Raw genomic sequence first — 14104 nt, 5'->3', positions numbered from 1 at the left:
GGGCGCCGCTCTGTGGCCAGCGCTCGACGGCGGCAGGCGCCCCCTTCTGCATACGCGGCTGCACCCCGCGGCGGGATAGGGTTGAATCACAATGAGCGATTGGATCCTGTACGCGATTCTCGCTGGGGGCGTGGTCTTCGCCGTCTCCAGTTGGTGGGGTGTGCGCCGGCTCAGGGCCAGGCACGCCCGCAGCGCCGTGCGCGAAGACGCGCACAAGCCCGATCCCGGTTTACAGCGGGTCGCCGTGATCCTCAACCCTGTTAAGGCCAAGGCCGAAGACGCCCGGAGGATCATCCGGGAAGCCTGCCATCTTGCCGGCTGGGACGAACCCCGATTCTTCGACACGACAGCGGACGATCCCGGCTATTCACAAGCGAAGGCGGCCCTGGCCTATGGGCCCGACGTCGTACTAGTGGGCGGCGGCGACGGCACCGTCCGCGTGGTGGCAGAGACGCTCGCACACACCGATGTCGCGATGGGCCTGATTCCATTGGGGACCGGAAACCTGTTGGCACGCAACGTGAACCTGGACGTCAACGACCTGCGGGGGAACGTCCACACCGCCCTCTTCGGACACCAGCGCTACATCGACACGGCCCGCATGGCCATCCTCAATGAGCGGACGGGTGCCTCGTCGGAACATGCTTTCCTGGTGATTGCGGGCATGGGCCTGGATGCCGAGGTTGTGGGTGACACCAACGATGACCTCAAGAAGGCAGTCGGCTGGCTGGCCTACACGGAGGCGGGCGTCCGCCACCTACCCGGCCGACGCAAGAGAGTCACGATCGCCATGGACGACGAACCCGAGCAGTCGCGGAAGATCCGCAGCGTCCTGTTCGCCAATTGCGGTTTGATTCCTGGCGGCATCGATTTCATTCCCGAGGCCATGATCGACGACGGCGTCCTCGACGTTGTGGTGATGAGCCCCCGCAGCGCCATCGGCTGGCTCGCCGTGTACGCCAAGATCCTGTTCAAGCACAACCGAAACCTTCCGGTCATGAACTTCTACCGTTCGGGCAAGGTGGTCATCCAGAGCAACGAACCTATGGCCACGCAACTTGACGGTGATCCCTCGGGTGAGGCCACGAAGGTCACCGTCAAGGTGGAGCCGCGTTCTCTTCTGGTTCGCGTGCAATAACCGGCGTGCGTGCGATAGCGCGGGACGCTACTTGGCGTTCTTCGCCGCTTCCGCTGCCTTGTGTTCCGCCAGGGCCTTGGCGGCTGCGCGCGCTTCCGATTGCTCGCGGATCATGGCCTGCTCTTCTTCAAAGCGCAAGCGATCAGCACGGTCGGCGTCGTCGCCGTCCCAGTCTTGATTGTCCGCCTTGGGCTTCGGGTTGACGATCATTCCCTGGCCGCTGGTGTCATTGCTATTTCCCGACATGGCCCGCTCCCTCCGTTAGGGGCATGCGTCCATCAATTGTGGATCAAGCAAGCATACGCACAGTTTTATCCACGCGATAGGGGTTGAAGAGTCAATTATCCAACGCTTTGCGCAGCGGATTCCCCGCCCAGAATGCCGCGAACCCACGCATGCGCGGACGCGAAGGCGGCGTCGGAAGTGTGCGGAGCAACCGACGTTTGTTGTGCGTCTGCCCGGGCGTAGGAACCCAGGAAGCGGGTGGCCGGGCTGATCCGGTGCAGGCCCGCCAAAGCATCGGCTATGCGGGCGTCGGAGGCGTGGCCGTCGGCGTCGATGCTGAAAAAGTAGTGTCCCAGGTACTGTCCGGTGGGCCGGGACTCGATCCGGCTGAGGTTGACTCCGCGGGTGGCAAACTGGTCCAGGATCTCCATCAGGGCACCGGGGCGGTCTTCCGGGAGTGGAACGACGACGGTGGTCTTGTCCGCGCCCGTGCGTTCGGGCAGGGCACCGGGCCGGCTGACCAGGACGAAGCGGGTGACCGCGCCGGGGTTGTCGCCGATGTTCTCGGCGAGGACATTCAAGCCGGGCCGTTCGGCGGCGACCAGGGGGGCGCAGATGGCCGCGTCATAGTGCGCCTCACCTTCGAGAAGCCCGACGGCGGCAGCCGCTGTCGAGGATCCCGGCACGTATTCCGCATTGGGGATATTTTCGTCGACCCACAATCTGCACTGGGCCCACGCGTGGCCGTGGGTGGAGACCCGGCGGATGTCTGAAATCTTCACGCCGGGGCGCGCAACCAGGACGAACGTGATGGGCACCAGGGCTTCACTGATGATCCGAAGTTCAGTTCCGGTGGCGATTGCATCCAGGGTGGCTGTTACGCCACCTTCCACCGAGTTCTCGATCGGCACCATGGCCGCGTCCGCCTCGCCTCGCCGAACCTGCTCCAAGGCCGTGTTCACATTGGTGCACGGCACCCTGTTGGCTTCGGCCGCGCCGGGGACCTGCAGAAGTGCTGCCTCGGTGAAGGTGCCTTCCGGGCCGAGGAAGGTGTAGGTGAGCGCGGATGCCGACATCAAATATTCCTTAGGTGGTATGCGTCGCGGCTAGAGGACGACCGGCTTGAGGCCGTTCTCAGAAACCATGGGGCGGCCGGACTCGAACCACATGTCCATGCCACCGGCGATGTTCGTGGCGGTGTAACCCTGCCCCACGAGCCACTGAACGGCCCGGTAGGACCGCCCGCCCGTGCGGCAGATGACAAAGAGGTCATCGTCGGGATCAAGTTCGTCAAGCCGCGCCGGGATCTGGTCAAGCGGAATGTGAAGGGCGCCCTCAGCGTGGCCTGCCACCCATTCGTAGTCCTCCCGGACATCCAAGATTTTCGCCTCGGCCGGAACATCGCCGACAGGCACTGTCTCGAAATCGCTCACGTGAGTTCCCTCCAGTTGATTCAGATCTACAATCAAGCCTACCGTTGCAAACACCGCGACCACACAAGACGGGGAGGAGGCCACTTGGCCGCCCGCGAGCCCACCATCCTTGCCACGTCCGGCGGGTACATGTCCGGTCATCGCACCAGGATGGAGTTCGATCTCTTGGTGCACCACGCGGTCGAACTCTCCGGTGTAAGCGGACGAGCCCCGCGAGTGGCGCATATCGGCACAGCATCCGGAGACCAGCGTTGGTTCGCCGCGGAATTGGACCAGGCCTCCCGGGTTTCCGGTTTCGACTTCAGCCACTTGAACCTGTTCACGATGCCCAATTACAGCGACCCCGAGGCCTACCTTTTGGAACAGGACGTGGTGTGGGTCAACGGCGGTTCGGTAGTCAATCTGCTGGCCGTATGGCGCGCACATGGACTGGACGGCATTCTGAGGCGCGTCTGGGAACAGGGAGTGGTCCTGGCCGGGGTGTCCGCAGGCTCAATTTGCTGGTTCCGGGGTGGCACCACGGATTCCTACGGCCCTGAACTGCGCGCCGTGACCAATGGGCTCGGTTTCCTCCCTTTCGCCAACGGCGTCCACTATGACTCCGAGCCGGGCCGGCGGCCGCTGGTCCATCGCCTTGTTGCCGGAGGGGTCCTGGGGGAAACGCACTGCACCGACGACGGCGTCGGGCTCGTCTACCGCGGCACGGAACTTGTGGACGTAGTTGCGGAAGTCAGGGGTAAGGCCGCGTATCGGGTCACCGCGGCGGCCGGGGATTCCGCCAACCCTGTGGCCGTTGAAGAGCGCTTGGAATCCCGTTTCCTTGGGTAAGATCCACGAACTCGGCGCCGTGGCGTTGCGCGAAGCCCTGGCATCGGGCCAGCTGTCCGCTGTTGAGGCAACGGAACACTTCCTTGCGAGGATCGCGAAGGACAACCACGCGCTGGGCGCCTTCGTCACGGTGACGGCGGACCAAGCGATACTCGACGCCCGGGCGGCCGATGCAAGCTATGTTCGCCAGCACGGCAAAGGAGCAGAACTTCCGCTCCTGCATGGTGTGCCGCTGGCGTTCAAGGACCTCACCGATGTTGCTGGAGTCGCGACCACCCACGGCAGTGCGGCGCTGGACCGCAAACCCGCACCTGAGGACGGAGCCCTCGCTGCTACGCTCAAGGGCGCCGGCGCGATCTCACTGGGCAAGACCCAGGTTCCGGAATTCGGGCTGACGGCTTACAGCGAAAACCGCATCGCACCGCCGTCGCGCAACCCGCACGCCTTGAGCCGCAGCTCTGGCGGATCATCAGGAGGGAGCGCTGCCGCGGTTGCCGCTGGCTTGGTTCCCTTCGCCCCCGGGAGCGACGGCGGTGGTTCCATACGTATTCCGGCTGCGGCATGTGGCCTTCTGGGGTTAAAGCCGGGCCGCGGCTTGGTGCCCGCTGGCGAAAGCGTCGGTGACGCCGCGCGCTTGGTGGTTGCCGGGCCGTTGGCGCGTTCCGCAGCGGATGCCGCGCTCATGATGGACGCCTTGGTTCCACGCGTAAGCCAGCCAAAACGGGGTTACCTTGCGGCCGTTGGAGAAGCGCCGGCCGCTTTGCGCATCGGCGTGAGCTTGGACAGCCCATGGTCCACCACCTTTCCCTTCACCCCGGAGCAGGAAGCCTTGGATGCCCTCAACACGGGCATCAAGCTGCTGACGGACGCCGGCCATTCAGTGTTCGACGCCGAGATCCGCTACGACAACCGCTATCCGGAAGCGTTCACCGCTGCCTGGACCGCCGGGGTCGGAAGCGCCCGCATCCTGCCACAGCGCGAGGCCCTGCTGACCCCGCTGACCCGGACCTTCCGGCGTCGAGCGCAACAACGGAGCGCGGCGAAGGTCAACGAGGCCACCAGCTTCCTGCGGCAGTTCACTCACGACACCGTTATCCAGTACGCGCAGTGGGACCTGGTGCTGACGCCATCGCTGGCGCAGACGCCAAGACCCGTGGGTTGGTTCACCGGGAAGGACCCCGGTGGAGAGCAGTGGCCTGCCCCGGACTGGCCCGGCGACGCGGACGATGACTACCGCAAGCAGTGCGAGTTTGCGCCTTGGTCCTCCATGGTGAATGTGTGCGGGCTGCCGGCAATCACGCTGCCCGTGTACTGGACCGGAGCGACGCCCCGCGAGGGGCTTCCGATGGGAATCCAACTCATTGGAAAACCGGGATCCGAGCTCCTGCTCCTGCAGCTCGCAGCACAGCTTGAAGCTCGGGAAAAAACGGCCGTCCGGCCCCTTTGAACGTTTGTCCAGGGAATCCGGAAATATGACTTAATGCGTCGTCAATGCCAGCATGGGATAAATGAGCACATCTCTAGACACGGCGGCGCCCGCCAAAATCACGGGCGATACGTCCTTCTTCGGCCACCCAAAGATGCTGGCCAGCCTGTTCTCCGTGGAGATGTGGGAACGCTTCTCCTTCTACGGCATGCAGGGCATCCTGCTGTACTACATGTACTTCACCGCGGACCAGGGCGGACTCGCGATCGACAAGTCGCTCGCGGCCGGACTGGTTGGCGCCTACGGCGGAGGCGTGTACCTCTCCACAATCCTGGGCGCTTGGTTGGCGGACCGGATTTTCGGCTCGGAACGGGTACTGTTCGGCTCGGCCATCATGATCATGGCCGGCCACATAGCGCTGGCGCTCCTGCCCGGCATCCCCGGCCTGGTAGCAGGCTTGGTACTGGTAGGCGTTGGGTCCGGTGGCCTCAAGGCGAACGCCACGGCGCTGGTTGGCACCCTTTATGGCGAGAAGGACGAACGCCGTGACGCCGGCTTCTCCATCTTCTACATGGGCATCAACATTGGCGGCCTGATCGGACCGCTCGTTACGGGTTGGCTGCAGGAAAGCAGCGGCTTCCACTGGGGCTTCGGCGCAGCCGCAGTCGGCATGGCGATCGGCCTGGGCGTCTATGCACTGGGCCGCAACAAGCTCCCTGAAGAAGCGCACCGCGTCCCGAACCCCCTTCCTTTGGCACAACGGAGGCGCTACGGGCTGATCTTCCTGGGCATCGCCGTCGTTATCGCTGTTCTGCTGCTGACCGGCGTGGTGAATCCGGGCAACCTGGCCCGCAGCATGGCTTACGCCGCTATTGTCGCCTCGGTGATCTATTTCGCGCTGATCTTCAGAAGCAAGAAGGTCACGCCGTTTGAGCGCAAACGGGTTGTCGCGTTCATTCCGCTGTACATCGCGTCAGCAGCGTTCTGGGCGCTCTTCCAGCAGCAGTTCACGTTCATTGCCGTGTACTCGGAGGAGAAGCTGGACCGCAATCTCTTCGGCTGGGAGATGCCGGCCGCCTGGATTCAGTCGATCAACCCTGTATTCATCATTATCTTTGCCGGCGTCATGGCTGCCCTGTGGACAAAACTTGGTCCGAAGCAGCCGGGATCCCCCATCAAGTTCGCTGCCGGACTCTTCGTCATGGGCCTGGCGTTCCTGGCCTTCATCCCCCTGACGGGCGCCGGAAAGACACCCCTGCTGGTGCTGGTGGGAATCCTGTTCCTCTTCACTTTGGCGGAGTTGTTCCTGTCCCCCATCGGCCTGTCCGTGAGCACCAAGCTGGCCCCCAAGGCGTTCCACACCCAGATGGTGGCCTTGTTCTTCCTCTCGGTGTCCCTCGGCACCGCGCTGGCCGGCATCCTGGCTGGACTTTACAACCCGGCCGACGAGTTGCCCTACTTCCTTGGCGTCGGTGGCACGGCCGTTGTGATCGCGGTGGCCTTGGCTGCCGGCTCGCCCGCCATCAAGAAATTGATGGGCGGCGTCCGCTAGTCCCTTAACAAGGAAAGCTCATACAACGACGGCGGCCGGAGCGTTTGGCGGGATTCCCACCAGGCGCGCCGGCCGTCGTCGTCGTCGTTGCTAGTAGTTGTAGTTGTAACGCGAAGCCGTGGTGGCGATTACGGCGATAAAGATCCAGAAGATGATCACGAGAACAATGCCCAGGTAACCCATCACGAGGCCCGCGATGGCCATGCCTTTACCCGCCGGCTCCCTCTTGAGGGCCATGTGCCCGAGGATCACGGCGGCTACTTGCGGAAGGACAAAGAAGCCAAAGCCCACAAAGACGGCGATGCCGCAGCACATGCTGGCGATGCTCAGGCCCTTCGGCTCGACGGGCATGCCGTAGTAGGCGGGCTGGCCGTAGGGGCTGGCGGGCTGCCCGTATGCAGGCTGGCCTTGGGGAGGTTGACCATAAGGCGAAGCGGGCTGGCCATATGCCGGTTGCTGTCCATAAGCGGGTTGCCCGAACTGGGCCGGACCGCCTTGGGGCTGACCATACGGTTCCTGCGGCTGCTGCTGTTGGGGCTCCGTTTGGGGCTGCGTTTCGGGCTGGCCGTAAGGGCCCGGAGCAGCTGGCGAGGCAAACGGCTGTTCGCCGTACGGGTTTTCGCTGGCTTCGGGTACCGGCGGCCCAAACGACGGCGGTTCGTAGCCCTTGGGCGGTTCATCACCCTGGGGGGCGTTCTCGGGTTTAGCTGGCTGGTCTGTCATGGAAAATCCCCCTCGTGAGTCTTTCTGCCAGCCTACCGCCGAGCCAAGGCGCACATAAGCTCCCGGCGCCCCAACTCCCAAACCCCGTGCCGCACTCCGGTAAACGGGTAGTGAATCTTCGTTAGCGAAGCGGAAATACGATGTCATAGGCGCCGCAATAGTGGTTTTTCTCTTCAAGCGCGCCGGACCGTCTGGCATGCTGGGTCAATGGCTAGCCGTGCGGGCACTGTTGCCCTTCCCCAGGACCTTGTAGACATCACCGCTCTTCTTGACGCGTACTACGACGTGACGCCGGATCTCAGTGATCCCGCCCAGCGTGTTGCATTCGGTACTTCCGGACACCGGGGTTCGAGCCTGAAGGCCTCGTTCAACGAAGGGCACATCCTCGCCATCACCCAAGCGATCGTGGAATACCGTGCCGGCCAGGGCATCACCGGCCCTCTCTTCTTGGCCAAGGACACCCACGGGCTGAGCGAACCAGCGCAGAATTCCGCCCTTGAAGTCCTCGCCGCCAACGGCGTCAACGTCCTGATCGACGCGCGGCACGGCTACACGCCCACCCCGGCGCTCAGCCACGCGATCCTGAAGTACAACAATGAGGCCGGCCCGGGGCAGCCCCAGGCGGATGGCATCGTGGTCACCCCGAGCCACAACCCTCCTGCCGACGGTGGATTCAAATACAACCCCCCGCATGGCGGCCCTGCCGACACGGATGCCACAGGCTGGATCGCCAACCGCGCCAACGAACTCCTGGAAAACGGTCTGCGCGGCGTCAAACGGATTCCGCTGAACGACGCGCTCAAAGCGGAGGGCACCGGCAAGTTCGATTTCCTCAGCAGCTACGTGGACGATCTCCCGGCCGTCCTGGACCTCGACGCGATCCGCAAGGCCGGCGTCCGCATCGGGGCAGACCCCATGGGCGGCGCATCCGTGGACTACTGGGGTGAAATCGGCGAGCGTCACCAGCTGGACCTCACGGTGGTCAACCCCACCGTTGACCCGCAATGGGCCTTCATGACCCTCGACTGGGACGAGAAGATCCGCATGGATTGCTCTTCACCGTCGGCCATGGCCTCACTCATCAAGCGCATGTCGGACAGCGCGTCGGCCGGCACGGGTGCCTTCGACGTCGCTACCGGAAACGACGCCGACGCCGACCGCCACGGCATCGTGACGCCCGACGGCGGGTTGATGAACCCGAACCACTACCTCGCCGTCGCGATCGACTACCTGTACCGCAACCGGACCGGCTGGAACCCCCAGTCCGTGGTCGGCAAGACCCTGGTGTCCTCCTCCATCATTGACCGCGTGGCCGCAGGGCTGGGCCGCAAGCTCGTGGAAGTTCCGGTGGGCTTCAAGTGGTTCGTGCCGGGCCTGCTCTCCGGCGAGGGTGCCTTCGGCGGCGAAGAGTCTGCGGGTGCTTCGTTCAACAAGCGCGACGGCAGCGTCTGGACCACCGACAAGGACGGCATCCTGCTGGCCCTCCTGGCATCGGAGATCACGGCAGTCGCAGGCAAGTCGCCGTCCCAGCTGTACAAGGGCCTCACGGACCAGTTCGGCTCGCCCGTCTATGCCAGGATCGACGCTGCCGCCACGCGCGAGCAGAAGGCCGCACTCGGCAAGCTCTCGTCGTCGGACGTTACTGCCACCACGCTGGCGGGCGAGGAAATCATCGCCAAACTGACCGAAGCCCCCGGCAACGGCGCGTCAATCGGCGGGCTCAAGGTGGTCACAGAGAACGCCTGGTTCGCGGCCCGTCCCTCCGGAACCGAGGACGTGTACAAGATCTACGCCGAGTCCTTCAAGGGCGCCGACCACCTCAAGCAGGTCCAGGAAGAGGCCAAGGCGCTTGTGGACGGCGTGATTTCCTAACGCTAGCTGGACTCCGCCGGAAGGCGCCACAGCTTCAGGATCCTGCGGATCGTGTGGTTGCCTTCCGGCGCCATGTCCACCAGCGCGATCTGGTCGAGCACGACGGCGTCACCCGGCTTGGGACGCTTGCCGTCGTGGTGCGAAATGTGCGGACGGTAGTGGTCAAGGACGTAGCGCGGGGTCGCCGCGCGCCCTCCAACGCTCTCCATGGCGTCGAACAGTTCCTCGTGCAAGCCCTGCAAAATGGGATGGGGGTCCACCAGGCTGACCCGGATGGAACCTTGGTGACCGAATCCGGCGTCTGGCCCCACCGAAAGTTCCGCCCCGAGGGCACCCAGCGCGGGCGCTGAAACAAGCTCGCTGAGACGAGTGGCGACGTCGTCACCATCGGAGGGCTCGACGTCGAACCTCAGCAAGGTGATGTGCAGGGGCCAGTCGCTGCGCGGAAAGACCAACCCGTCAGTCACCGCTTCGACGAACGCCACCAGAATCAGGTTCCGCATAAGGAAATTTTGCCACCGCAGGTGGGAGAGAGCCTGTCGAGGCAAACGCTCGCTCACTTATCGGCTAGAAACACCGACCCTCCATCACATATCCGGCCTTAAGCACCGACGCTCGCTCACAAGACGTGAGCGAGCGCCGGCGGCGAAAAGGTCGCCAAAAGTGATCGAGGGTCACATGGGGCGGGGGCGTTAGACGGTGCGGACAACGTCCTCGTACGCGAACTTCGGCTTGGCTTCACCAAAGGCGTCCGGACCCGGCTGGCCGATGTTGACCACGAGGAAGCTCTTCTGGTCCCCGGCAGGGAAGAATTCGGCGTCGATCGCGGCGAAGTCGGCGCCGGTCATGGGGCCGGCAGCGAAGCCGAGGGAGCGGACCGCGAGGATGAAGTACCCGGCCTGCAGGTGGGCGTTGTTGTTGCCCGTGGTTGCGGTGAACTCGGGGTCGGCGTCGTACATGGCCTTCGGGGCGGCGTACACGGGAAGGAACTTGTCCCACTGCTGGTGCCAGGCAGTGTCGTAGGAGAGCACGGCGACCAGCGGGGCAGAGGCGGTCTTCGCCTTGTTGCCCGGGGAGAGGGCTTCGACGAGCTTGGCGCGGGCTTCGTCCGAGCGGACGTACGTGACGCGCAGGGGCTGGGAGTTGAACGCCGTCGGGCCGAACTTGGTCAGTTCGTAGATGGCCTGGGCCTGCTCTTCGGAGACTTCACCGGCAAAGGAGTTGGCAGTGCGGGCTTCGGCAAAGATGGCGTCGACTGCTGCGGCGTCAATCACTGCTTCTTCATGGGCGATTGTCATTCGCGTACCTTTCGCTGGGCCCGCAGCCATTAAGGGCCGGGCGCTTGTGCTTTCCATGGTTGCAACTTCAACTTCCCCTCGCCTCTTCCCAGGAAGCCACGTGACGTTCCACACAGCGAAAGCGGCGGGCGGTCCGGGCGGTAAGGTTGCACCCGGACAATCACAACTTTCAGGGAAGGCTCCCGTCGATGAGCATGCTCGGAACCAAATGGAAGCTGCACGGCAACGGCAAGACGATCCGGCCCGGACACGTAGTGGCGCCCGAGGAGCGGCTCGCGTGGCCGCTGACCATCGGGGTCGGCATGCAGCACGTCGTCGCGATGTTCGGAGCCACCTTCCTGGTGCCCATCATCACGGGGATGCCGCCGGCCACCACGCTGCTCTTTTCCGGCATCGGCACCCTGTTGTTCCTGGTCATCACCAAGGGCCGCGTACCTAGCTACCTTGGCTCGAGCTTTGCCTTCATCGCTCCCATCATGGCGTCCCAGCAGCAGTTCGGCGTTCCCGGTGCGCTGGGCGGGGTGGTGCTTGCCGGCGTCGTACTGGCGCTTGTCGGTGCGGTGGTGCAAAAGTTCGGCGCCGAATGGATCAACCGGACCATGCCGCCCATCGTGACCGGCGCGATCGTTGCCCTAATCGGGCTGAACCTTGCGCCGGCCGCGAAGGCGAACTTCGACAAGGCCCCGATCACCGCCCTCGTAACGCTCGTGACGATCATCCTTGTGAGCGTCCTTTTTCGCGGCATTCTGGGCCGCCTGAGCATCTTGGTGGGTGTGGTGGTGGGTTACGTCACCGCCATGGGGCGCGGTGAAGTGGACTACTCCAAAATGGATTCAGCCTCGTGGATCGGCCTGCCGCACTTCCAGACGCCCGAGTTCCACCTCGGCGTCGTGGGCTTGTTCGTGCCGGTTGTCTTGGTGCTTGTGGCCGAGAACGTAGGGCACGTGAAGTCTGTGGCAGCGATGACGGGGCGAAACCTCGACGACGTCTCTGGCCGCGCGTTGATGGCCGACGGCGTCGCGACGGTCCTCGCCGGATTCGGCGGCGGCTCCGGCACCACCACCTACGCCGAGAACATTGGCGTCATGGCGGCCACGAAGGTCTACTCGACGGCGGCCTACTGGGTTGCGGGGACCTTCGCCATCCTGTTGAGCTTCTCGCCCAAGTTCGGCGAACTCATCGCCACCGTCCCCGCTGGCGTTCTGGGCGGGGCCGCGACCATGCTGTACGGGATGATCGGCGTCCTCGGCGTGAAGATCTGGGTGCAGAACAAGGTCAACTTCTCCAACCCCATTAACCTGACCACGGCCGCGGTCGCTTTGATTATTGGGATTGCCGATTACACCTGGACCATCGGGGAACTGAAGTTCACGGGCATCGCGCTGGGTTCGGCAGCCGCCCTGGTGGTCTACCACGGCATGAAGGGCCTGGCGCGTTGGCGCGGTACCGTCGCCGAGCCCGAGATGGAGACGGCAGGGCTGCCGCCGGCGGCGAAGGCAGCGATGAATGCGGCGGCAAAGAGGAGCCGGAAGAAGGGGTAGAGGCCTTTCCTCGGGACAATTCACGTGTTCGGCGGAGAAGGTTTCCCTCCCCGCCGAACACACAGCTATGACAGGCGACTGCGGACAATCTCGCTGACTGCCTTGCCGTCGAAGCGCCCAGCGACCTTTTCGGAGACCGGCTTCATGACATAGCCCATGTGCATAAGGGACAGTTCCACGCCGTCGGCCTTGAGCGAGGCAATGGTCTCGTCAACGATGGACTCGACTTCTTCGGCGGTCAGCGGTTTCGGAAGATAGGCCTCGATTACCTCGGCATCCGCGATCTCCGTGGTGGCACGCTCGGACTCTCCGGCCTCCTCGTAAAGGCGGGCGACCTGGTGATACTGGGAAGCCTCCTTCTGCAACATAGCCGTGACCTGGGCGTCATCCAGGTGGATCGGCGTCTGGCCGGCCTTCTCACGGGTGTCAATCTCGCTAAGGACGTTGCGCGTGGCGTTCAGGGCGATGCGGTTGCCATCCTTCATGTGGCTCACGACGTCTGCGTGCAGCCGCTCCTTCAAGGTGGACATGGTGTGCTCCTCGATTCGATGATGCCGTGCTGGCCGGCTGCCAGCCCGGCAGGGGGTGACGGCGTCCCTCGCAGGGTCGTCGCATCGTAGGTGCATGGCTGGAGTCAGGCCCAGACTTGTACATTCATTATCTGCCCCGCGACGACGCCGAGTAACCCCGCAATCCAGCACCGAGCATGCCCCCTCTTAGCTGTGAGCAATGGACATATTCGCACTATGTCCATTCTTCGCATCCACCGGGGGGCATGTCCCGCGGGCCGACATTCCGCGATCTAGACCCCTTCCAGCACCTGGCTCGTAGCCCATGCGAGGTACTTGGCGGCATTCGCTACGGCGTCATCGGCGTCGGGCAGTCCGTTTTTGCGCTGCGCTGCGTCCCTAGATCTAGCAATGTCGAGCAACTGTGCCGCGGCCACCACCCCATGGCCCGCGAGTTCCTCGGGGGTCACCAGAATCCTGCCCGCCACCACAATCACCGGAATGCCGTGATCGTGGGCCGAATCGGCCAGGGCGATGGGCGCCTTGCCCGTCAGCGACTGCGAGTCCATGGAGCCTTCGCCCGTGATCACCAGGTCCGCGCCGCCGAGTTGTTCAGGAAGACCCGTCAGTCCCGCCACGAGCGCAAAACCGCCTTCCAGCGTCGCCCGTGTGAAGGCCAAGAACGACGCCGGGAATCCGCCCGCCGCGCCAGCTCCGGGAACGTTGACGTCCTGTCCGCCCGCTTCCCGCAGCAGGGACGCCCAGTTACGCAGGCCGGCGTCGAGCAGTTCCACGGCGTCCTGGTCCGCGCCCTTCTGCGGACCGAAAACATGCGCCGCGCCGTCGTCGCCAAAGAGCGGGTTCTGGACGTCGACGGCGATCCGGAACCTCACCGCGGTCAGCCGCGGATCCAGCCCGGAGAGGTCGAGGGATACGACGTCGGCGAGCGAGCCTCCGCCAAGCGGAACCACGTTCCCGGCCGCATCCAGGGGTTTGAGCCCGAGGGCGCGCAAGGCGCCGCTGCCGCCGTCGGACATCGCGGAACCGCCCAAGCCGAGCACAATTTCCGTGGCTCCGGCATCCAGGGCCGCTGCGATGAGTTGGCCGCAGCCGTAGCTGTGGGCGCGCAAGGCGTTCTCCGGCGTCGGCTCCATGTGCGCCAATCCGGATGCTTGTGCTGTTTCGATCACCGCGGTGGCTCCGCCGAAGGCATTTTGCCGGATGGCCCACGCGGCGCCCACCGGCTTGAGAATGGGGCCGACGACTGCATTGATCCGCTCTTCGTACCCCGCCGCGACGGCCGCTTCGAGCGTTCCTTCGCCACCGTCGGCGATGGGGAACTGTGTCACCACGGCATCCGGATACACCCGCAATGCCCCCTCGGCCATGGCCGATGCTGCCTCGGCAGCAGTGAGGGAACCTTTGAACTTGTCCGGGGCAATCAGGATGCGCATCCTCCCATCCTGCCAGCGGGGCTAAGCTTTTCGCAGATTCGTGCGTGGAGATGTCGAAAACAGCTCGCGCCGTTCGTATAGAGGGTGAGACGCGGGCAAGGTGCC

At 64.4% G+C, this 14104-nt stretch carries 14 protein-coding genes; 6 read left to right on the top strand and 8 right to left on the bottom strand.

Annotation, left to right across the window (positions count from 1 at the left end):
* Positions 1–91 precede the first annotated feature (91 nt).
* Entirely contained in the window at positions 92–1138 is a 1047-nt protein-coding gene (locus LFT43_RS00410) for a diacylglycerol/lipid kinase family protein (RefSeq protein ID WP_395800207.1), read from the top strand.
* 27 nt (positions 1139–1165) lie between these two features.
* Here LFT43_RS00410 and LFT43_RS00405 read toward each other — a convergent pair whose 3' ends face one another.
* The 3 genes from LFT43_RS00405 to LFT43_RS00395 form a co-directional block, all read right to left on the bottom strand.
* Entirely contained in the window at positions 1166–1384 is a 219-nt protein-coding gene (locus LFT43_RS00405) for a hypothetical protein (RefSeq protein WP_395800205.1), read from the bottom strand.
* A gap of 95 nt (positions 1385–1479) precedes the next feature.
* Entirely contained in the window at positions 1480–2439 is a 960-nt protein-coding gene (gene pheA, locus LFT43_RS00400; protein ID WP_395800203.1) for a prephenate dehydratase, read from the bottom strand.
* 30 nt (positions 2440–2469) lie between these two features.
* Positions 2470–2796, bottom strand: coding sequence for a rhodanese-like domain-containing protein (locus LFT43_RS00395; protein ID WP_395800201.1), 327 nt, complete (start codon positions 2794–2796; stop codon positions 2470–2472).
* An 84-nt stretch (positions 2797–2880) separates the two neighbouring features.
* On the opposite strand from LFT43_RS00395, the gene LFT43_RS00390 reads away from it, so the two are divergent.
* The 3 genes from LFT43_RS00390 to LFT43_RS00380 all read left to right on the top strand — a co-directional run bounded on the left by LFT43_RS00390 (position 2881) and on the right by LFT43_RS00380 (position 6602).
* Positions 2881–3624: a Type 1 glutamine amidotransferase-like domain-containing protein gene (locus LFT43_RS00390; protein WP_395800199.1), complete on the top strand. Its 744-nt coding sequence runs from the start codon at positions 2881–2883 to the stop codon at positions 3622–3624.
* Positions 3617–5071, top strand: coding sequence for an amidase (locus LFT43_RS00385; protein ID WP_395800197.1), 1455 nt, complete (start codon positions 3617–3619; stop codon positions 5069–5071). Before LFT43_RS00390 ends, LFT43_RS00385 begins: the two co-directional genes overlap by 8 nt.
* 61 nt (positions 5072–5132) lie before the next feature.
* The gene (locus LFT43_RS00380) at positions 5133–6602 is read left to right on the top strand and encodes a peptide MFS transporter (protein WP_395800195.1); all 1470 of its coding nucleotides are present in this window, start codon (positions 5133–5135) and stop codon (positions 6600–6602) included.
* A 90-nt stretch (positions 6603–6692) separates the two neighbouring features.
* Here the strand turns inward: LFT43_RS00380 and LFT43_RS00375 are convergent, their stop codons facing one another.
* Positions 6693–7325 carry a DUF4190 domain-containing protein gene (locus LFT43_RS00375; RefSeq protein WP_395800193.1) on the bottom strand — a complete coding sequence of 211 codons (633 nt, stop codon included), beginning with the start codon at positions 7323–7325 and terminating at the stop codon, positions 6693–6695.
* 207 nt (positions 7326–7532) lie between these two features.
* Between LFT43_RS00375 and pgm the strand changes: the two genes are divergently transcribed.
* Complete coding sequence (gene pgm / locus LFT43_RS00370; protein ID WP_395800191.1) at positions 7533–9197, top strand: phosphoglucomutase (alpha-D-glucose-1,6-bisphosphate-dependent); 1665 nt, start codon at positions 7533–7535, stop codon at positions 9195–9197.
* Positions 9198–9199: 2 nt separating this feature from the next.
* Here the strand turns inward: pgm and LFT43_RS00365 are convergent, their stop codons facing one another.
* Both LFT43_RS00365 and LFT43_RS00360 read right to left on the bottom strand, forming a co-directional pair.
* Entirely contained in the window at positions 9200–9700 is a 501-nt protein-coding gene (locus LFT43_RS00365) for a 2'-5' RNA ligase family protein (protein WP_395800189.1), read from the bottom strand.
* A 189-nt stretch (positions 9701–9889) separates the two neighbouring features.
* Positions 9890–10495, bottom strand: coding sequence for a malonic semialdehyde reductase (locus tag LFT43_RS00360; protein ID WP_395800187.1), 606 nt, complete (start codon positions 10493–10495; stop codon positions 9890–9892).
* Between the two features lie 188 nt (positions 10496–10683).
* On the opposite strand from LFT43_RS00360, the gene LFT43_RS00355 reads away from it, so the two are divergent.
* Positions 10684–12036 (top strand): uracil-xanthine permease family protein, encoded by a 1353-nt coding sequence (locus LFT43_RS00355; protein WP_395800185.1) that lies wholly within the window; start codon positions 10684–10686, stop codon positions 12034–12036.
* A gap of 65 nt (positions 12037–12101) precedes the next feature.
* Here the strand turns inward: LFT43_RS00355 and LFT43_RS00350 are convergent, their stop codons facing one another.
* Positions 12102–12566, bottom strand: coding sequence for a GatB/YqeY domain-containing protein (locus LFT43_RS00350; RefSeq protein ID WP_395800183.1), 465 nt, complete (start codon positions 12564–12566; stop codon positions 12102–12104).
* Positions 12567–12838: 272 nt separating this feature from the next.
* Positions 12839–13999, bottom strand: coding sequence for a glycerate kinase (locus LFT43_RS00345; RefSeq protein WP_395800181.1), 1161 nt, complete (start codon positions 13997–13999; stop codon positions 12839–12841).
* Positions 14000–14104: the final 105 nt, after the last annotated feature.

Origin of the sequence: Arthrobacter sp. FW306-04-A (assembly GCF_044358315.1) — a bacterium.
In the GTDB taxonomy this organism is placed as follows: Bacteria; Actinomycetota; Actinomycetes; order Actinomycetales; family Micrococcaceae; genus Arthrobacter.
Note: the sequence above shows the minus strand (reverse complement) of the source record. Positions and strands in the feature narration are given on the sequence as shown.

Coding starts and splice junctions, on each gene's coding strand:
- LFT43_RS00410 (WP_395800207.1), top strand. CDS start 92: ATGAGCGATTGGATCCTGTACGCGATTCTCGCTGGGGGCGTGGTCTTC.
- LFT43_RS00405 (WP_395800205.1), bottom strand. CDS start 1,384: ATGTCGGGAAATAGCAATGACACCAGCGGCCAGGGAATGATCGTCAAC.
- pheA (WP_395800203.1), bottom strand. CDS start 2,439: ATGTCGGCATCCGCGCTCACCTACACCTTCCTCGGCCCGGAAGGCACC.
- LFT43_RS00380 (WP_395800195.1), top strand. CDS start 5,133: ATGAGCACATCTCTAGACACGGCGGCGCCCGCCAAAATCACGGGCGAT.
- LFT43_RS00375 (WP_395800193.1), bottom strand. CDS start 7,325: ATGACAGACCAGCCAGCTAAACCCGAGAACGCCCCCCAGGGTGATGAA.
- pgm (WP_395800191.1), top strand. CDS start 7,533: ATGGCTAGCCGTGCGGGCACTGTTGCCCTTCCCCAGGACCTTGTAGAC.
- LFT43_RS00365 (WP_395800189.1), bottom strand. CDS start 9,700: ATGCGGAACCTGATTCTGGTGGCGTTCGTCGAAGCGGTGACTGACGGG.
- LFT43_RS00360 (WP_395800187.1), bottom strand. CDS start 10,495: ATGACAATCGCCCATGAAGAAGCAGTGATTGACGCCGCAGCAGTCGAC.
- LFT43_RS00355 (WP_395800185.1), top strand. CDS start 10,684: ATGAGCATGCTCGGAACCAAATGGAAGCTGCACGGCAACGGCAAGACG.
- LFT43_RS00350 (WP_395800183.1), bottom strand. CDS start 12,566: ATGTCCACCTTGAAGGAGCGGCTGCACGCAGACGTCGTGAGCCACATG.
- LFT43_RS00345 (WP_395800181.1), bottom strand. CDS start 13,999: ATGCGCATCCTGATTGCCCCGGACAAGTTCAAAGGTTCCCTCACTGCT.